Below are 22,228 nucleotides of genomic sequence, written 5' to 3' on the forward strand. Positions count from 1 at the left end.
ATTAAATATTAAGAGTAACTATAGTTGGAGGCTAAAATGAAAAAAATAAATAAAAAAATAATTTCATTAGTAATTCCTACGACTTCAGTAGTTGGTTCATTGTGAATGTTATCTTTATCTGTAGCTGAACCAACCAATTATCAAAGATCAAATAATAATAGTTATTTTGATGATAAATATTCGCAAGCAATTGTTAATTTTGCTGATTGAATGAAAAATGTTGATAGTAGTAAAAAACTTTCAGAATTATCAATTCCAGGAACACATGATTCTGCTATGTGAGATTATAAAGGTGTTGCAGGACTTTTTGGTAGTTCTTGAGCTTTAACTCAAAGTAAAAATTTCAGCCAACAACTTATTGCGGGAATAAGGTTTTTTGACATTAGAGTAGCAGGCTTTCATTATGGCTTGGCCTTAAAACACGGCCCTGTTTGGGCTAACACAAATTTAGAAGCTTTCTTTCAATCGGTTAAAACCTTTTTAAGTGGTCATCCTAGCGAAGTTGTTTTATTTAGAATTCAACAAGAAGATGTTGATGTTAGCAAATATAATTGAACGCAGAAAAAGGATTGAGAAAAAGTTATTAACAAAATGCTTGACAAGTATAAAGATATTTTCTTTGATTACAAAAGTAAACCTAAAGGTTATATTCCTACTTTAGGCGAATCACGGGGCAAAGCAATTATGTTTAATAATTTTGACTCTTCGATAAGCTCCAACGTTAATTATGGTCCTCACATGGGCAATGATAGAAATCTTTTTGCTATTCAAGATTTTTATGATAATGTTAATGCCAATAGTAAATTTAATGTTTGAAAAAATACTATTGTAAATGCTAATGAAAGTAAAGGCTCAATTAACGGTGAAAATTTTTATGTTAATTTTTTATCATGAGCTAACGGCAAACAACCTAGTTCTAACGCAAGACAAACTTTACCTTTAGCCTATAAATGATTGAGAGAAAATCCTAAAATTACCTTTACAGGTATTACGCCAATGGATTATTTTGGACCTGGCATGGTCGAAGAAATGGTTAAACGTAATTATACTTGAGATAGTCTTCAAATTCAATCTGGTAGATATCCAGGAAGCTTTAGTTCAGTTAATCAAACTACTCCTTTAGCCGGTGATAAAGATCTTAAGTTTAATCTAACTTTATTTAGTCAATATAAAGATACTAAAAATGCCTATGCTGATATAGAAATTAAAAGAAAACAAGAAAATCAAACATACAAAACTATTTACAATGTTAAAAAAACTCCTATTTCTGCATCTGGAATTGTTAGTTTGAATGATAATCAACACTTTGAAATTGGCGATCAAATAACTGTAAAATACTATCAAATTATTCCTGCCAATGATTATTATCAAGCTGCAAAAATTAATGAATTTACTAAAACCTCGACAGTTACTCAAAATAATAAAATAAGAGAATTAATTTTAAGTGTAAGACCTTTTAGTTCAAATAATCAAATACCAGAATATAACGATGTTGTTAAAAATAAAGAAGAAGAATTTAATGCAAAATTAAATGAAATATGAAATGGTGATAACGACGAAAGAGCCTTAGCAGAATTAAATAGTGTTATTAAGCAAATTAATTTTTTCATCGATTCATTAGTTCCTGAATTAAATAAGTCTAAAACTATTGTTGATAATTTAAAAACAAAAATAGTTAATTTATTGCAAAGTGATAACGAAGAGATAAAGAAAATATTTAATAGTCTTTTTGATAGCATTTATCAAGATTTTCTTTCGATAAATAAAGAAAAGTTTTTTGGTGCAGATTCTTCGATTAGATGAAATAGTGAAACGCTTCAAAATATAGGTGAATCATTAAAAACTTATGAAAATGCACTAACTAATTTAATTACCAATTATCAAAAAATTAATAATTACACTTTAATTAATTACGAAAATATTGCGAAAAATAATAAAGAAAGTTATTTAAATTCGTTTATTAGTTATGAAAAAGAAAGAATTAGTGATGTTAAAAATAAAAACATCGTTAATGCTTTAAATAGTCTTAATATAAAAAATATCAACGAAACAAGTAAAAAACTTTTAGATTCTCTAGAAGAACTTAAAAACATTGATTTTGGTGTTCTTACATTTAAAAATAAACTTGATGATCTTAATCTTTTTAAAACAAAAGTAGAGCAGTTTTTAAATAACAAAGATATTTTTAAAACAAATGCTCTTAATGAAGTAAAAACAGAAATTAGTAATGAAATTAAAAAAATTGATCTCTACTTTAATGATTTTAAAAATAATGTAACTACTTTTGATGATGGGCACATTAATAGTATAAAAAATGCTGTAGTTAAAGCAATTAATAAAATTAATGAAGCTTTAAAAAAATCTATTTCAAACGATAATTTACTTAAAAGCCAAATCGAACAAAACATTAATTTGATAGGTTCAATTACTACGGAAAGTGTAATTTGAAAATTAAATGATTCTTATTTTTTAGATAGCATTAAAAACATTCTTAAATTTATTGATGCTAAAGATAACACTAATTTAGTTATCAACTTTAATAAATTAATCAATGACACACAAAATAAACTTAATAGTAATGTTTTCAAACTTGAAGATGCTAGAAAAATTTCCTCATTAATTAACGAAATAACTTTATTTCATGTTAATAATGATTTAAATATTTACTACGAATCTATTGCAGGATTTGTATTTAATAGCGCAAATATAGCTAAAGAAAAAGAATATTACACTAAACTAGATAATTTGGTCAAAAGCGCTGGTTTCAATGATTCATCAATAACTAATCCTTCTGGATCTGAAATAATTCAAAATAGTCACGAACCAGAAAAAAAGAAAGAAATTGAAAATTTAATTAAACAAATTCAAGCAAATAAAGTTAAAAATTTACCAGAAGTCTATAAGCAATATTTGACAAATAGATTGACTGAGATGAATAATTCTCTTGATAATGAAAAAACTAATTATGATTCTTTAATTTTTACTTTGAAAAATATTGATAATAACTTATCAGAAGCTAATATTAACAATTTAAACACTTTGAATGGAGATTTTCAAACAACGTATAATTTGATCAATTCAAATAATTTGGATCAAAAAGATTATCAAAATATTATTGATCAAATTAATAGCTTGTTTCAATCAGATATTCCTAGTGTCAGTGATATTAAAAATGCCAATAATCAACTTAAAAATATTGTTAATTTGAATATAAGAGATAAAGCTACTATATTGAGCTATATCAATAGAAATAAAAAAACAATTAATGATTTAATTCAAAATTCTTTTGACAATTCTCTTTATAGTGAATTAAGTTATCTCAAAAGTTTAAATGACAAAATTAATGCTGTTAATAAAGCAACTTCAATAAAAGATTTATTGTCATTTCAAAGTGAATTAGTTAAGGCCAATAGAGATATTAATAATTACAAAAATATCATCTCCAATTTAAGTGAAATAAAGAAAAATAATGACACTATTAAATCAATTGAAAATTCGATAAATACAAACGAGAAATATAACAGTTTAAGAAGTTTAAATAATCAATTAAAAACATCATTTGAAGAAATTCTTAAATCAAGAGAAATTAAAAAAATTGAAGAATATTTAAATAAACAAAAAGATTTAATCACAAAATATAAATATTTAGCAAGTGGTCAAGAAGATACAATTAAAACCTATCAATTAACTTTTGTTGATAGCACAAATAAAGAAATTAGTAAAGTTAATGTTGCTGTTTTAGGTTCTAATTCAACTATTAATTTAAATAACTATTTTGATTTTTATAATTATGATTTAGCTGATTCAAGCAAAATTAATATGACAATTAGTAAAAATGAGACTATTAAATTGAATCCTAAATTTAAATATGCTAATGTTAAATTTGTAGATAAAACAAATAGCAAAGTTCTTTTAGAAACTAAGATTAAAGTTCCTTATAAAGATAATACTTTTAGTGTTAAAAATTATTTACCACAAAATTATCATTTAAGTATTAATGATTCTTTTACTTACAAAACTGAAACAACAGAAATTCAATTAGACCGCAATTTAATTGATGTACATATTGTTTTTAAAGATATTTTAAATAATTCAGTTGATGTAAAAAATATAGTTAAAAAAGTTGATTTTGAAACTAAAACAATCGATATTAGTAATGATATTCCTGCTAATTACATTCTGGCATTTAATCAACCAAAAACAGTAAATATAGCCAATAATATTGTTATTTATGTACAAAATGATTTTAAAAACGTCAAAATTAAATTTCTTGATAAAAACACTAGAACTACTATAAAAGAAGTTGATTTACAAATCAATAAAAATGGCCAAAATGTTCAACTAGATCAATTTATTAACAACATTCTTTATAGAATAGAAAATGACGAAAATACTAAATTTATTAACCAAGATACGAATATAAATTTAATTTCTAGAACAAACGAAGCAACTGTTAAGTTTATTGATAACGTTACCAAACAAGTTATTAGTAGTGTTAATTTACCTTTAGAACCGAACAAAGAAATTAATTTAAATTATTATTTTGACCAAAGCGTCTATGAATTAGTAGGTTTAGATAAATCCACAGTTAAATTAACTGGTGATTTAGAAATTAAATTACAACCAAAATTTAAAAATGTTACAATCAAATTTATTGATAAAAATAATGTTGAAGATATTGATGCTAAAACTGTCAAAATAGCTTACAAAGTTAATAGCATTAACATTGATAGTTATTTACCAGAAAGTTATTCCTTAGTCAATGACGATAAACATGATTTTGAAATATCTAATGGTGAAATTAGCGTTTTAGTAAACAAAAGACAAGTTTCAATGGTTATTAATTTTAAAAATGCGAATAATCAAACAATTGAAAGTAAAACTATCAAAGTTAATTTTGATCAAAAAAGAGTTGATATAACTAAATATGTTCCTACCAACTATGTTTTAATTAACGAAGCTGATGCTGTTATTGATGTACAAGATAGTGTCAATATTAATATCAAACAAGTTAAAAAAACTGTTACTTTAACTTTCATTAATGAAAAAACAGGCGCTATTTTATTTACAAAAAAAATTGAAATATCTCTTAATGGCGAAAATGTTTTATTAGATACTTACTTCGATAAAAGTGAATATCAATTAGCTCAAGATGAAATGAGAATTCAACAAATTAACGGCGATAAAACAATTGTTCTATTACCATTAACTAAATTATTAAAAGTTAGATTTGTAGATCGAGAAACTTTTACAATTATTGGTACAGAGCAAAATGTAAAAATTGATTATAACGCCACAACATACGATTTTAGTAATTCTATTCCTAGCGGATATCATTTAGATGGCAATAAAAAAATTGATATAACTAACAAAAATACAGTAAATATCTTAGTGGATAATAATTTGGTTTTAGCTAATTATGAATTTATTGATGAAAAAGGTAATGTAGTTGCTAGAATTAGTAGAAAAGTTGATTACAATAGTCAAAATATTGATTTAAGAGAATTTTTACCAAAATATTATCAATTATTAGATGGTCAAAAGGCAATAATTCCTTATTCAAAAAATAATCGTATTTATGTTATTAAAAATAGCAAAATTGTTGTTTTAACTTTCAAAAATAAAGAAACAGGACAAATTGTTCTTAAAAAAATAGTTGGTATTAACAATAAAGGCCAAAGATTAGATATAACCTCTATTTTTGATGAAAATGATTATTTTATAGATTTAAAAGATAAAAATAACTATTTTGTAAATAGCGATAGTGTAATTAATGTAGTAAATAAATATAAATTTATTACTATCAATTTCGTTGATTCTTCTGCAAATAACAGTTTAGTAGAAAGAAAAATTGTTAAAGTTTTAAGAGAAAATAACAGTGTCAATGTAAGTGAATTTATTCCTAAAGGTTATATTTATAGTGAAAAAAATACTTACGAGCTTAATTCAAAGGAATTAACTGTTCCAATTAAAGCTGATAAATTATCTGTTACTTTTAAATTTATTAATAAAGCAAATAGTGAAATTATTTCTACGATAACTAAAGAAATAGACAAAGATCAAAGCAAATATAATGTTAGTGCTTTAATTCCTTCAAACTATACTTTAGCTGAAGGACAAGAAAATAGTGTCAATGTTTCTAATGAAATTAATATTTATTTACAAAAAGCCTCTAATAAAGTAATTATTAATTTTGTTGATGAAAATAATAAAGCTATCAATAAAGCAGAAATAAGCACAAATAGCCAAAAACCCCTTATTGATTTAACGCAATATTTTGATACAAAAATTTATCAACTTTTAGATAGTTCTCCTTATGTCGTAGTTGAAAAAGAACAGACTATAAAACTTAAGAAAGTTAATAAAAAAGTTAATCTTAAATTCGTTGAAAATAATGTTCTTATCAAACAAAAAGAAATTATTGTTCCTCTTGTTAATAATTCTGTTAACATAAGCCCTTATTTACCTGATAATTATCATGAAATAAATTCTAATAACATTGTTAAATATAATGGCGAAGATGAATTAACAATCAATATTAAAAATAATTACAAACATGTTATTCTTAATTTCAAAGTTAAAAATGATATTGTCGCTACAAAAGAATTAGAAATAGGTTATGAACAAACTAAATTAAATGTTAATTCATATTTACCTGAAGATTATGCTTTGGCTAATGATCAATTATCGTTGATAAATATCAAAGATTCTAATGATATAAATGTTGTTAGAAAAAATAAAACAATAACTATCACTTTTATAAATAGGGATAGTAATACGATAATTTTAACAAGAGAAATCAATATTAACAAAGATGGTCAAACAATCAATTTATTAGATTATTTTGACAATTTAATCTATCAATTAGCTGATAAGAGTCAAAAAGAAATTTTTGTTAATAATAATTTAACTATTTCGTTAGTTTCAAGTTTTAAAGATATAAAAATCAAATTTATTAATGAAAAAGATTTCTCTGTTATTAATGAAAAAACTATTAAAGTTTTAGCTTCAACTCTCACTTATGTTCCTACTAATTTAGTACCAGAAAATTATCATTTAGTCGATAATAATACTTATCAAATTAATAACGATACTTTAAATATCTTGGTTGCTAAAAATCAAAAATCTTTTGAAATTGATTATAAAAATAGTGAACAAACAACTATTAAAACAGCAGTATATAACATAGATTATGATGCTGAAAAAATTAATCTTAATGATTTTTTACCACGTAATTTTGTTCTTTTGCCTTCACAAGCACAAAGTGTAGATTTTGCCAATAAAATAGTTGTTTTAGTAAAAGTTGAAGAAAAAACAGCAAATTTAAATTTTGTTAATTCTATAACAAACGAAGTTATCAAAAATGTGTCAATAACAATTAGTAAATTTGGTCAAGAAATAGATTTAAGTAACTATTATGATACTGTTAATTACGAATTAGAAAATGGCACTAATAATATGTTTATTCGCGATGATGCAAGTATTTCTTTAGTTCCTAGATTCAAAAATATTCAAATTAATTTTCTAGATAATTCAACTTCTAAGGTAATTAATTCTGTAAATATACAAGTGCCTTTTAAATATCAAACATATCGTCTTAATAATGAAATACCTAGTGGGTATTCTTTAGTGAATGGTTATTCTCTTACTCTAGATAATAATATTTCTAAAGATTTTAATGTTCTAGTTGCTAAAAACAACCGTAATATTAATGCTAAATTAGTGGATAAAAATAATAATGTAATCGTGCAAAGAACACTTGTTGTAGGCTCTAAGGTAACAAATGTTAATTTAGATAAATTATTGCCTGCAAATTATCATTTTGTTGATACTAATATAGCTAATATTAAAGATAATTCAGCAAAATTAACAATAGAAATTAATGATAGAAATAAAAAACTTATCACCTTAAATTACGTATACAACAACAATTTGATTAATTCTATCAAGAGACAAGTAGAAGCAAATCAAACAACTATTGATGTAAATAGTTGAATTCCTCAAGGCTATAAATTGATAGAAAAGAATAACTTTTTTGCAATAAAAGATATTATTAATGTACAAATTCTTCCTTTAGAAGAATTATTACCAGGCGAAACAAATACTTCTATAAAAACTATTACTCTTAAGTTTGTCAATGCAAATGATAATAGTGTAATAAAAGAAGAAAAAATTGATGTAGATAAAACAAATGGTAAAGAAATTAATTTAACAAGTTATTTTGATCAATCATTCTATAAATTAGGCGAAAATGAAAATAATTTAGTTACTGTTAAAGATAATTTAGAAGTTAGATTAATTTATATAGGTAAAAATTTAACGATCATGTTTGTTGATCCTCAAGGAATAAAGATAGAAAAAGAAATTAAAGTAAATAATAGTGAAAAAGAAATATCTATTAAAAAGTTAGAATCCTTGTTGCCAGAAAATCTTAAATTAGTAAAAAATGAACCAGTCCAACTTAATCAAGCAACAAAAGATAATACAATTTCTATCCCAGTAATAAATAAAAACTACAATCAACAACCTGTTAAAGAAGAAGAAATAAGTTCTGATAATAATCTTGGACTTAAAATTGGTTTACCAATTGGTCTTGTTTCTCTAGCAGCTCTTGGTCTTGCTATTTTTATCTTAATGAAGAAAAAGAAAAAGTAAATTATCGTTTTTAAAATTTAGTATAATTAAAAAACTGTTGGAACAGTACTCAAGTCGGTCGAAGAGGCGGTCCTGCTAAGACTGTAGGGGAGGCAACTCCCGCGGAGGTTCGAATCCTCTCTGTTCCGCCAGTTTTTTTATATCTTTAGATTCATTAAATTATAATTTTTAATGTTATGAACTGAAAGGAGACAAAATGAATAAAGAAATAAGCTATTATAAAAGTGGCTTAACTAGTTCAGAAGTTGTCCAGAAAAGAAAAGAGTTTGGTAAAAATACATTAATAAAAGAAAAAAAAGTTAATTGATTTATCGCTTTTCTTAAACAATTTATGGATCCTATGGTCATATTACTAATAATTGCAGCGATAGTTAGTTTATCTTTAGCTATTTATACTTCTATTAGTGGTAATTCTTCTTCAACTGAACAAATAGTTTCATTTATTGAGCCCGCAATCATAGTCTTAGTTATTGTTTTAAATAGTTCATTGGGGGCTTATCAAGAAGTAAAAAGTGATCAAGCGGTTAGAGCGCTTGCTAAACTTAATGAAGCCAATGCAACTGTAATTAGAGATAATAAAACCGAAATCATTTTAGCTGAAGAATTAGTTGTTGGCGATATTTTGCTTTTAAATGCAGGTGATTTTATTAGTGCGGATGCACGTTTAATTGAAAGCTTTAACTTAAAAGTAGTTGAATCTTCATTAACAGGGGAAAGTTTATCTGTAGATAAAGAAGCTGACTTTGGAAAAGAAAATGATCCTATTTTGGCTAATAATAAGCACTTAATTTATTCAGGAACATATGTCACTAACGGGCGTGCTATTGCAGTGGTAGAAAAAATAGGACATAATACCGAAATAGGCAAAATTAACGATATGATTCAAAACCAAAAGAAAAATGCTACTCCTTTACAAATTAAGCTTAATAAATTAAGTAAAATTTTCGGTATTTCAGGAATTATTCTTTTCTTTATAAGTTTTATTATTCAAATTGTGCTTATTAACGTTATTAAAAATAGTTGAAGCGAACCAAGACCATATATTGATTCATTAGTAATAGGAATTAGTTTAGCAGTTGCGGCTATTCCAGAAGGTTTAATTACTTTTACTACTGTTTTATTAAGTATTGGTGTTGCACAAATGTCAAAGCAAAAAGCTTTAGCTAAAAATCTTTTAGCAGTAGAAACGCTTGGTTCAGTTTCGATTATTTGTAGTGATAAAACTGGGACTTTAACAGAAAATAAAATGACCGTTGTTGATGGTTATTTAAATAATAAATATTTGAGTCAACTTACAGATATAGATGATGATTTTATTCTATTAGCTAAATATTTAACTTTGTGTAATGATGCTAATATTTCATATGATGAGAGGAATCAAATTTATAAAGAAATTGGTGATCCAACAGAAATAGGATTATTAAAATTTGCCCATAAATATGACATAACTAAAGAAAAATTAAATAAAGAATTTAATATTATTCATGCTCTGCCTTTTGATAGTGATAGAAAATTATCTTCTGTTTTAGTAGAAAAAAACAATAAGAAATATCTTATTACTAAAGGTGCTCCTGACGTTATCTTAAATAGATCTTTAATAGATGATAATAATAGCGAAGAAATTCATAATGTTAATAGTTTTTTTGCTAAAAAAAGTTATCGTGTATTAGCTGTTGGAATTAAAGAATTAAATAAAAATAATATCGATTTCGAAGATGAAAATAATTTAATTTTTGTAGGTCTAGTTGCAATGATTGATCCTCCTAGAGCTAATGTTAAAAATAGTATTTCTTTGGCCAAAAAAGCTGGTATTAAAACAGTTATGATCACTGGCGATCATTTGGATACTGCTGTTGCAATTGCTAAAGATTTAGGCATTTATAACGCAAATGATTTAGCAGTAAATGGAAATGAATTAGCTTCATGAAATGATGATGAATTAAAAGAAAAAGTTTCTTCAATTAGTGTCTATGCAAGAGTTAATCCAAGTGATAAACTAAGAATTGTCAAAGCATGGCAAGCGCATGAAAAAGTCGTAGCTATGACAGGAGATGGTGTAAATGATGCTCCAGCTCTTAAAGCAAGTGATATTGGTTGTGCAATGGGAATAACTGGAACAGATGTTTCTAAGCAAGCAGCAGATTTAGTTTTAGTTGATGATAACTTTAATACAATTGTTAATTCAGTTAAAAATGGTAGATTAATTTTTGACAAAATTAAAGTTGTTATTATGAATTTATTAATTTCTTCTTTGACCGAAGTGTTAGTAATGCTTATTGGTATGATCGCTTTTTTCCTTTATTTTAAAGATAAATTAGGTGAAGCAGAATTTTATATTTTTGGTGCTTCGCAATTGCTTTGAATTAATTTATTAACACATGGCTTGCCTGCTATTGCATTAGGTCTAGTAAATAGTGAAAAAAATGTAATGAATCGCGATCCTTATTCGAAAAATGAAAGTATTTTTTCTAGGGGGATGGGTTTAAGTTTGCTTTTACAATCTTTACTTCTATCATTACTTACTCTAATAGCTTTTTGATTGGGTGGCTATATTGCAATGCAAAAAGAAAATGTTAATGGAGAAGAAATTTTAAAAGCAGCTTCAACAGCAGGATTTTTAACATTAGGAATTGCTGCTTCATTAAATAGCATTAATTTAATGAGTGAAAAATCAATTTTTAAATCTTCTTTAAAAAGATATTGAATTGTTTGAGTAGCAGCTTTATTTTCTGTTTTATGTACTATGTTCGTTGTTTTTGTACCGTACTTATCAGAAATTTTTAGAATGGTTACAAATGTTTGAGCTATGCCTATTCTTTTAGCTGTTTCTATTCCTTTAGCTTTGATTTTAACTTTTAGTAATGAAATGTACAAACTATTTAAATTTTTGAAAAATAAAAATTCAAATAATAAAATTTAAGTATGAAAAAAATTATTATTGACAATTTAATTTTCGAACTATATCCAAATTTAAATATTGCTACATTAGTTGTTAAAAATTTAAACGCTAGCAACAAGGATAAAAATTATTTTTTAAATCTACTTGATGATGCTTTAAAATATGTACCAAAACATTTACCGGAAGAACAATTAAGTGAAAATAAAGTAATAAAAAAATGAAGAGAAGCATATAAAAAATTTCCAAATGAAAAGGGTAATAAATCTTCTGTTGAAAATTTATTAAAAAGAGCTAAAAACCAAAATAAATTACCTTCAATTTCTCCTTTAGTTGACGTATATAACTATATTTCAGTTAAATATGGTGTTCCTTGTGGAGGCGAAGATTTAGAAACTATTGAAGGCGATATTCATTTTACTTTTGCAAAAGGAAATGAAAATTTTGTTACATATGGTTCAAATGTAAATGAACCTCCTAAAGCGGGTGAAGTAGTTTATAAAGATAATGCAGGCATAATTTGTCGTTCTTTCAATTGAAGAGAATCAGTTAGAACAATGCTAAGAGAAAATAGTAAAAATATCGTGTTTTTTATTGAAGAAGTTGATGAAAATTATACTGATGTTAACTTAGCAATTAAAGAATTACAAAATTTAATTCAAGAGGTTTTTAATACAGAAAGTTCGATTTATATACTTAATAAAGAACACAACATTATTGAAATTTAAATAAAATGGCTTTAGAGTCATTTTTTATTCTTCCTATAGCAGAAAAATAATTATTTTTCATTATAATCTAATTCTTCTATGATTATGTTTAGTCATTCTTTTTTATAATTAAATAAGCAAAAATAAACATGAGGTTTAAATGAGTGATTATAAAACAATAATTTCGCGTGAATTTGGAACTGTAGTTGCGGATATAAAAAAATTGGCTAATAAAAAAAGAGAAAGTTGATATCAATCTGAACAAAAATTAGAAGAAAGTTTTATTGAAATTTTAAAAAATCAAAATTACGAATATTTAGAAATTCATGACAATAAAACTTTAGTAAAAAATTTACGTAAACAAATTGAAAGATTGAATAATTATAAGTTTCAAAGTGATAATGAATAGAATAATTTTTATAAACAAATTATTGGTGATAATAAAGGCATTGAAGATAAAACAGAAATTATTCAAAGAATACGTATTTTTAATGTACAACTAGATAATGGAACTACAAAGAATATTAAAGTCATTGAAGCAGATAAAATTCATGATAATCACTTACAAGTTATTAACCAGTATGAAGCTAATAATGGTAATCAAAAAAATCGCTATGATGTAACTATTTTGGTTAATGGTTTACCTTTAGTTCACATTGAACTAAAAAGAAGAGGTATTCCAATAAAGGAAGCTTTTAATCAAATCAAAAGATATCAAAAAGATAGTTTTTGAAGTGATGATGGGCTTTTTGAATTTGTGCAAATTTTTGTCATTTCTAATGGAACTGAAACTAAATATTATTCTAATACAACGCGCAAGGCTGCTCTTAGTAAGAAAAATACTTCAAATAGACAAAACGCCAGATATATTAGAAAAAATATTCAATCTTTCGAATTTACTTCATATTGAAGTGACGAAAAGAATAATAAAATTCTTGACTTAATGGATTTTGCTAGAACTTTTTTTGTTAAGAAAACAATTTTGAACATTTTGACTAAATACTGTGTTTTTGATACTAATAAAATGCTCATTGTAATGCGTCCTTATCAAATTACTGCAACTGAAAAAATTCTCTCTAAAATAGCTATTTCTAAATATGAAAAAACTGAAGGAACTAATAAAAGTGGTGGTTATATTTGACACACAACTGGAAGCGGTAAAACTTTAACTTCTTTTAAAACTGCTGAATTAGCACAAAAAATTAAAGAAGTAGAGAAAGTAATTTTTGTTGTTGATCGAAGAGATTTGGATTATCAAACCATTAACGAATATAAGCGTTTTGCTAGTGAATTTGCTGCTGGAGTAAAAAATACTAAGGAATTAGCTTTATTATTAGATTCAAATACTTTTGAATCAAAAGCAAATAAAGTATATGTAGTAACTATTCAAAAACTTTCTAACTTTATTAAAGATTTTAAAAAACATTCAATTTACAATAAAAAAGTTGTTTTTATTTTTGACGAATGCCATCGTTCACAATTTGGACAAATGCATAAGATAATTACAAAAACTTTTAGAAAATATTACCTTTTTGGTTTTACTGGTACACCTATTTTTGAAAGTAATTCTAATTATAAAAATGGTGCATATTTTTTAACTACGGAAACACTTTTTGGTGAAAAATTACATACTTACACAATTGTTGACGCTATTGATGATGGGAATGTTTTACCTTTTAGAATTGATTATATTGATACAGTAAAAGCTAAAAGTGAAATTAATGATAAGCAAGTCAATAATATTAATACTGATGAAGTGCTTATTCATCCAAAAAGAATTGAAAATATTGTTAGCTATATTTTGGAACATTATGATCAAAAAACAAAAACCAAAGAAAGCTATCATTTTAATAAATTACTAAACACAGATGAAATAGTAAAAAACAAGCAAGTTAAAGAAATTAAAAAATTTACTGAATTAAGAGGATTCAATTCTATTTTTGCAGTTGCAAATATAGACTTTGCTAGAGCATACTATAATGAATTGAGAAAACAAAATTTTGAAAAAGCTAAAAATTTAAAAATATCAACTATTTTTACCTATTCTTTGAATAAAGAACAAATCGATGAATTTGGTGAATTAGACGATGAAGATTTTGAAAATATTCAAAAAATTGAAGGAAATGATAGAGATTTTTTACAAGCTGTTATGAACGACTATAATAACATGTTTAATACCACTTTTAATTTAAAAGATAGCGAATCATTTCAAAATTTTTATAAAGATGTTTCTCTTAGAATGAAAAATAGAGAAATAGATATTTTAATTGTCGTTAATATGTTTTTAACTGGTTTTGATTCTACAACTTTAAATACTTTGTGATTAGATAAACCTCTTCGCCAACATGGTTTAGTTCAAGCTTTTTCAAGAACAAATAGAATTTTAAATTCGATTAAAACATTTGGTAATATTGTTACTTTTAGAGATATTGCTAATGAAACTGATCAAGCAATTGCTTTGTTTGGTAATAAAGATGCTAAAAATATTGTTCTTCTTAAATCATATAATGAATATATTAATGGCTATAAGGATAATAAAAATAAAGTTAAAGGTTATCAAGAATTAACAAGTGAATTGAAAACTAATTTTCCAATTGAAAAAATAGAAGTAGATAAACTTCTTATTACTAACGAAAAGAAAAAAGAATTTATTACGCTTTTTGGCAAAATTTTAAGATTAAAAAATATATTGACTTCTTTTGATAATTTTGAAAATGATTCAGACAATTTTTTAGACAAAAGAGCTATTCAAGATTACGAATCAATTTATTTAAACTTAGAAGAAAAAAATAGACAAAATAAAGATGAAAAAGAAAGTATCATCGAAGATGTTGTTTTTGAAATTGAATTAGTTAGACAAGACGAAATTAATGTAGACTATATTTTGAAACTTATTTCTAAAGGTATCATTGAGAAAAAAACAACTATTGATATTAAAAATTCGCTTAGATCAGGAATTGATTCAAGCCCTAGTTTAAGAAACAAAAAGGATTTAATTTTTAAATTTATCGACAGAATTAATACTCAACAAAGCGAAATTAAAAATAAGGAAGCTTTTGAAGATAAAGTTAATAAAGAATGAGAAAAACATGCTTTGAAAGAGTATGAAAAAGAAACAAATAAGGCTATAAAAGAGCTTGATTTGAATAAAGAAGAAACTTTTGATTATATGAGAAATTCTTTCGAAAATGGTGAAATGCAATTTGAAGGAAGACAACTAGGAAAAACAATTAGAGAAAAATATCTTTCAATAGATAAGAATAATTCTAAAAAAATTACAAGAAGAGCAAAACGAATTAAAGTTTTTGAAGTTTTAAAGAAAATTTTTGATAAATTTTTAGGTTTAATTAAACCAAAATAATTTGATCAAGAGGAATTGACGAGGAAGTATATCATGGATAATAAGAAAGAATTAGAGAGAGAAAACTTACATAAAACAATATGATCCATAGCCGATAAACTTAGAGGTAGTGTTGATGGCTGAGATTTTAAAAATTATGTTTTAGGCGGTATGTTTTATCGTTTTCTTTCAGAAAAAATAACTAAAGAAATAAATAAAGAACAAGGCGAAGGTTTTAATTATGCTGAATATCAAGATGAAATTGATCCAGAAGATATTGAATCAATTATTGATGATCAAGGTTATTTTATAAAGCCACAAGATTTGTTTATTAATGTTGCTAAAAACGCGCCTAATGATGTCAATTTGAATGAAACTTTAGAAAGAATTTTTAAATCAATAGAAGATTCTGCTAAAGGAAGAGATAGTGAAGATGATTTCAAAGGTCTTTTTCAAGACTTTGATGTTAATAATAATAAATTAGGCGATACTGTAATTAAAAGAAATCAAATTTTAACTCATTTACTGCAAGGCATTGAGAGTATGCAACTAGGCAATTTCAAAGATAATACAATAGATCTTTTTGGTGATGCTTACGAATTTTTAATGGGAATGTATGCTTCAAATGCTGGTAAAAGTGGTGGAGAATATTTCACGCCTCAAGAAGTAAGTAAACTTTTAATAAAATTAGCGATTAACAACAGAAAAAACGTTAGAAAAATTTATGATATGTGTGCTGGTTCGGGATCACTTCTTTTACAAGGAGTAAAAGTTCTTGGAGAAAATAATATTAAAGTTGGTATTTATGGACAAGAAAAAAATGTTACCACTTTTAACTTATGTCGTATTAACATGTTTTTACATGATATTCCTTTCAATAAATTCAAAATTTATTGTGATGATACTTTAATGAATCCTCAAGGCGAAGAATATGCTCCTTTTGATGTTATAGTTTCTAATCCGCCTTACTCAGTTCCATGAAATGATACAAATGATAAAACTTTGATTAATGATCCGCGTTATTCTGCGCCTGGAGTTTTAGCCCCTAGATCAAAGGCAGATTGAGCTTTTGTCTTGCACGCTTTATATAATTTATCAGAAGATGGAACAGCTGCTATAGTTTGTTTTCCAGGAATAATGTATAGAAGTGGAGCAGAGCAACAAATTCGTAAATATTTAATAGAAAATAATTTTGTTGAAGCTGTAATCCAGCTTCCTGATAATTTGTTTTTTGGTACAGATATATCAACATGCATTTTAGTACTTAAGAGAAATAGAATTAATTCAGACGTTGTTTTTATTGATGCTTCTAATTATTTTGTAAAAGTAACAAAGAAAAATAAATTAACCGAGCAAAATATAAATGACATTTTAGATTTATATAATAAAAGAGAAAATCTTAAAAATGTAGTAAAAATTGCTTCTCGTCAACAAATAGAGGAAAATAACTATAATCTTTCAGTTAATTCTTATGTTGAAAAAGAAAACAATAAAGAAGTTATAGATATTAAATTATTGAATCAAGAAATTAAAGAAATTGTTTCTCGTCAAGAAATTCTTCGAAGAGAAATTGACAAAATAATTACTCTACTTGAAGAGGAAAAGTAATGAAAATTTTTGAAGAGTTGCTTTCGAAAGAAGATAATAAGTTTTTTATTAGAAAAAAACTATATGAAGTAACTATTTGAGATAAAACTTTTAACGATTTAGCAAAAGAAAAGCAGCTCAAAAACAAGCAAAAATATAAATATTTATATGCTTCAGAAATTGAAAAAATTAAAGAAGAAAATGGTGATATAAAAATTCTAACTACTTATGAATCGAATTATTTTGTTTCTTCAAAAAAGTGAAAAGGTGAATTTTATGATGAAGAAATAATTGCTATTCCTGGGGGAGGCAATTTAACAATTCAATATCATAAAGGTAAATTTATAACAAGCGATAATAGAATTTGCAAATCATTTGATACAAAGATTTTAAATACTAAATATTTGTATTATTTTTTTCATTTCATTAAAGAAAAAATATCTAATTTTTATCGTGGAAGCGCTATCAAACATCCTTATATGGCTGGAATATTAAATTTAGAGATAATAATCCCTCCTTTATCTCTTCAGGAAAAAATTGTTGAAATTTTAGATAAATTTAATAATTATTTGATTAATGTTAAAAATGAATTAAATGCTAGAAATAAGCAATATATATTATCGTGATGGTATTTTTGATACTTTTAATTTATATAAATCAAATATAAAATCTAACCAACTACCTGAAGTTAAATTAGCTGATATTTGCAAATTCATAACGGGAGATAAAATAACTAAAAAAGAACTTACTAAAGAAGGCTATCCAGTAGTAAGTGGAGGAGCAAAATATTTAGGTTATTATAGTAATTTTAACCGTGAAAAGAAACAAATAACAATAGTAAGATGTGGTACAGTCGGTTTAGTTCAATGACAAGAAAATGATTTTTGAGCTAGCGAAAAATGTATCACTTTAGAATTTGATGAGAAAATTCTAATTAAGAAATTTTTGTATTATTTTTTAAAGACAAAACAGAAAGAAATATTTGAAAGTAATGTTAATTCTTTTCCTTGAATGTTAAATATAAATTTTATAAAGAATTTAGCACTAAAAATTCCTTCTTTAGAAAAACAAAACAAAATAGTGAATGTTCTAGATAATTTTGAAAGTATTTGTTCCAGTCTTAATATCGGTTTACCTGCCGAAGAAAATAAAAGAAAAAAACAATACGAATACTATAGAAACGCAATATTTAAATATCTTGAAGTTGGTATTCTACAACATAAAGACGCAGAGAGAGAGAGAGAGAGAGAGAGAGAGCACGGATTAGTCAAATTATTGCAACACATTTTTGGTGCTATAACCTTAGAATTAGGAACTTTTAGTAATTTTTATAATGGTTTTAATTTTAAAAGCGATAATTTATTAGGTAATAAATTAGAAATAGGCAATATTATTAAGATAAATAATATTAATAATAATGGTAGTATAAATTTTTCTTTGAGCGATAAATTCAGTTTAAAAAATTACAAAACTAATTTAGAAAAGTTCAGAGTAAATAAAAATAATATTTTAATTGCTACTAGAGGTTCTCTTGGAAAAATAGGCTTTGCTGGCGGAGAAGAAAAAAACTGTTTTATAAATCAAAGAATAGTAAAAATAGAAGTTTTAGAAAATTTAGCTATACCTGAATTTATTTATTTTTATTTAACCTCCATAATTAATGATTGATTAAAAATTAAAGAATTGAAATCAGCTTTGCCATATATAAATACTGAGGACATTTTAAAAATTAAATTACTAATTCCTCCTTTATCATTTCAAAATAAAATTATTAATTATTTAAATAGTTTTAAAAAAATTTGTTCTGATTTTAATATTGGTTTACCTGCCGAAGAAAATAAAAGAAAAACACAATACGAACATTATAAAAATAAGATATTTAATTATCTTGAAAGCAATAGTTATGAAAATAATTAAAAAAGTTTGCTATCTAGGTTATAGCTAACTTTTTACTTTAATTTTTTATTTATTATAATTACTTGGGTATTATTTATTCAACGATTTAAAAGGTAATTTTATGCAAAATTATGATCACAAAAATATAGAAAACAAATGACAAGAAAAATGAAAAAAAGATAATTATTTCCAACCATCTAACAATTTGATAATTCCTAAAAAATATATTTTAAGTATGTTCCCTTATCCAAGCGGTAATATTCATATGGGACATGTTAGAAATTATGTTTTAGGAGATATTTTTTCACGTTATTACATTAGAAAAGGCTTTAATGTTTTACATCCTTTTGGTTGAGATGCTTTTGGTTTACCGGCAGAAAATGCGGCTATTAAAAATCAAATTCATCCCAGAAAATGAACTTATCAAAATATAGATAAAATGAATGAAAGTATTAAAAAACTAGGTATTTCTTTTGCTTGAGATAGATTAGTTATAACTTCAGATAGTGACTATACTAAATTTGATCAATATATTTTTGTTAAGATGTGAGAAAAAAAATTAATTTATCGTAAAGAATCATATTTGAATTGATGTGAAAAAGATCAAACAGTTTTAGCAAATGAACAAGTCGAAAACGGCAAGTGTTGAAGATGTGGAGAAAAAGTTATTCAAAAATTAATGCCTCAATACAATGTAAAAATTACTAATTATGCTAAAGAATTGCAAGATGATTTAAAAAAATTAAAAAATCATTGACCAGACAATGTATTGTCAATGCAAAAAAATTGAATCAATTACAGAGAAGGTTACACTATTAATTTCAATTTAGATATTAGAGGAAAATTATTTTCACTAAAAGCTTTTATTTCTTCTATTGACGAAATAAATAATTGTCATTTTATTGCTATAGGAGCGAATAATAAACTTGTTAAATATTTACAAGATAATAATTTTCTAACCAATGAAGAAAATCTTTTAATAGATAAAATAAACAATAATATTAAAGAAAAAAAATTTAACGAAAAATTAGCTTTAAAATTACCTTATAACCCCTTTTTTAAAAACAATAAATACAATTTATATATTACGGATTTTGCTTCAACTGTACAAAGCGATAAAGTTATATTAGTTAATATAAACAAACTTAAAAGTTATCAAGAATTTAGTGCATTTAATAAAATTGAATTTAACGAATTAAACTATAAAATAGAGGAAAAAGATTTAGTAAAAGATAAAGAGATTAATCTTCAAGATTGAGGAATAAGCCGTCAAAGATATTGAGGCGCCCCTATTCCAATGATTAATTGTTCTAAATGTGGTTTAGTGCCAGAAAAAATTGAAAATTTACCTATTTTATTACCAGAAAAAGTTATTTTCAATGGTCAAGGAAATCCTATTTTAACCAATAGTAACTGGTTAAATATTAAATGTCCTTATTGTCATAATAATGCTCAAAGAGAATCTGACACTTTTGATACTTTTTGACAATCATCATGATATTTTGCAAGATATACAACACCTAAAGAAAAGCGCGAGAATAATTTATTTATAAGAGAGCAAATCGATTATTGAAGAGAAGTAGATCAATATATAGGTGGAGTTGAACATGCGATTTTGCATCTTTTATATGCGAGATTTTTTACTAAAGTTTTAGCTGATTTAGATTTAATTAATTATAGAGAACCTTTTAAAAATCTCTTAACTCAAGGAATGGTGCTCAAAGATGGATCAAAAATGTCTAAATCAAAAGGGAATATCGTAAGTCCTGAAGAAATGATTGCAAAATATGGAGCTGATAGCACAAGACTTTTTATTATTTTTGCAGCTCCTCCTGAAAAAGATCTTGAATGATCAACGGCAGGTATTGAAGGATGTTATAAATTTATTAAAAGACTTTATGATAAAAGTGAATATATAATTAAAAATTTTAATTATCAAAATTTTCTTGAAAATTATAATTTCAAAAATTTAAGTCTTAAACAAAAAAATGCAAGAAAAAAACTTCATCAGAGTTTTAAAAAACAAGAAAATATCTTTAATAGTAAAACTTTTGCTTTTAATACTTTAATTGCTTGGGCGATGGAAATACTTAATGAATATGAAAATATTAATGACAAAGAGTTAATAAGTGAATTTTTCTATGTGATTTTAAATATTTTAGAACCATATATTCCTCATTTAACTTGGGAGTTAAGTTCTAAGTATTTTGAAAGTAAAAATTTAAGAGAATTTATTGTTGATGAAAATGCTTTAATCAGCGATTCCATTATTTATCCTATTTCAATTAACGGTAAATTGAAAACTCAAATTTCTGTTTCTAAGGAAAAGAATGAAAAAGCATATGTTTTAAATGAAGCAAAAAAAGCTGTTTTTAAATATTTGGAAAATAAAATAATAGTTAAAGAAATTTTTGTTCCTAATAAAATAATTAACTTTGTTCTTAAATAATTTGGAAAAATACATAATTTGTATTTTTTTTATAAATTAAAGCACAAAAAGAAATAGAGAAATATAACGAATAAGGCAAGATAAGCGAAATTACTAAATTAGCAAAAATAATAAAATATTGCTAATATATTTAATTTATATATATAATATTAAGTAATTTGAATAAAAAGGGGAATATTTATGTCTAAAAATATTAAAACGTTAGTTTATGATTTAAGCAAAAGTCAAAAAGAAAGTTGAGTTTTTTTAGAAAGTGATTATAGAGTATTAAATTTTGAAAAAGATGATTTTTTTAATCATTTATTTTCACTTAAAGAAAAAAATAAATTAGGCGAAAATAATTTTCTTTTGACAATTTATCATGATGATAAAAAAGAGTTTCAAGATGCTGTTTATTTTAAAAATGACAATAATTTAGCAATACTTAAATACGCTTCGTTAGTAAAAATCATAGATATTGAACTTAATGAAAATGATAATTTTAATGTTAAATTAGTAACTGATAGTAAAGTAGAAATTCAAGAATTGTGATCTTCTGTTAAAAACATAGATAAAAATGATTTTGATAAGGTGGAAAATGAAGAAGATGTTTATCTAATCAATAAAGTTGATTATGTTATTCCTAAGGATTATGAAGATTTAAACGAATTAGTTACTATGGCATCTTTAAATAAAGCAATTACTTCATTCGATGAAGC

At 24.6% G+C, this 22,228-nt stretch carries 9 protein-coding genes and 1 tRNA gene; all 10 read left to right on the forward strand.

All coding sequences use genetic code 4. The annotated features are described in order from the left end of the window. The first annotated feature begins 36 nt into the window (after positions 1–36). The 10 genes from EXC33_RS01170 (at position 37) to EXC33_RS01210 (ending at position 21,530) form a co-directional block, all read left to right on the forward strand. The gene (locus EXC33_RS01170; protein ID WP_063725436.1) at positions 37–8,655 is read left to right on the forward strand and encodes a hypothetical protein; all 8,619 of its coding nucleotides are present in this window, start codon (positions 37–39) and stop codon (positions 8,653–8,655) included. 39 nt (positions 8,656–8,694) lie between these two features. After that, positions 8,695–8,786, forward strand: a tRNA-Ser gene (locus EXC33_RS01175). A 65-nt stretch (positions 8,787–8,851) separates the two neighbouring features. Next, entirely contained in the window at positions 8,852–11,575 is a 2,724-nt protein-coding gene (locus EXC33_RS01180) for a cation-translocating P-type ATPase (protein WP_046096913.1), read from the forward strand. Positions 11,576–11,577: 2 nt separating this feature from the next. Then, positions 11,578–12,279 (forward strand): B3/B4 domain-containing protein, encoded by a 702-nt coding sequence (locus EXC33_RS01185; protein ID WP_046096912.1) that lies wholly within the window; start codon positions 11,578–11,580, stop codon positions 12,277–12,279. Between the two features lie 139 nt (positions 12,280–12,418). Continuing rightward, positions 12,419–12,667 (forward strand): PDDEXK family nuclease, encoded by a 249-nt coding sequence (locus tag EXC33_RS02805; RefSeq protein WP_197722028.1) that lies wholly within the window; start codon positions 12,419–12,421, stop codon positions 12,665–12,667. Positions 12,668–12,685: 18 nt separating this feature from the next. Continuing rightward, positions 12,686–15,619, forward strand: a complete 2,934-nt coding sequence (locus EXC33_RS01190) for a type I restriction endonuclease subunit R (protein ID WP_318024060.1) — start codon at positions 12,686–12,688, stop codon at positions 15,617–15,619. Positions 15,620–15,652: 33 nt separating this feature from the next. Continuing rightward, complete coding sequence (locus EXC33_RS01195; protein WP_046096911.1) at positions 15,653–17,206, forward strand: type I restriction-modification system subunit M; 1,554 nt, start codon at positions 15,653–15,655, stop codon at positions 17,204–17,206. After that, positions 17,206–17,832, forward strand: coding sequence for a restriction endonuclease subunit S (locus EXC33_RS01200; RefSeq protein ID WP_129727269.1), 627 nt, complete (start codon positions 17,206–17,208; stop codon positions 17,830–17,832). Before EXC33_RS01195 ends, EXC33_RS01200 begins: the two co-directional genes overlap by 1 nt. After that, positions 17,780–19,102, forward strand: coding sequence for a restriction endonuclease subunit S (locus EXC33_RS01205; protein ID WP_129727271.1), 1,323 nt, complete (start codon positions 17,780–17,782; stop codon positions 19,100–19,102). The genes EXC33_RS01200 and EXC33_RS01205 overlap by 53 nt, the downstream gene beginning before the upstream one ends. 100 nt (positions 19,103–19,202) lie before the next feature. After that, positions 19,203–21,530, forward strand: a complete 2,328-nt coding sequence (locus tag EXC33_RS01210) for a class I tRNA ligase family protein (protein WP_046096740.1) — start codon at positions 19,203–19,205, stop codon at positions 21,528–21,530. The last annotated feature ends 698 nt before the right edge of the window (positions 21,531–22,228 follow it).

Origin of the sequence: Mycoplasmopsis meleagridis (assembly GCF_900660695.1) — a bacterium.
GTDB lineage: Bacteria > Bacillota_I > Bacilli_A > Mycoplasmatales > Metamycoplasmataceae > Mycoplasmopsis > Mycoplasmopsis meleagridis.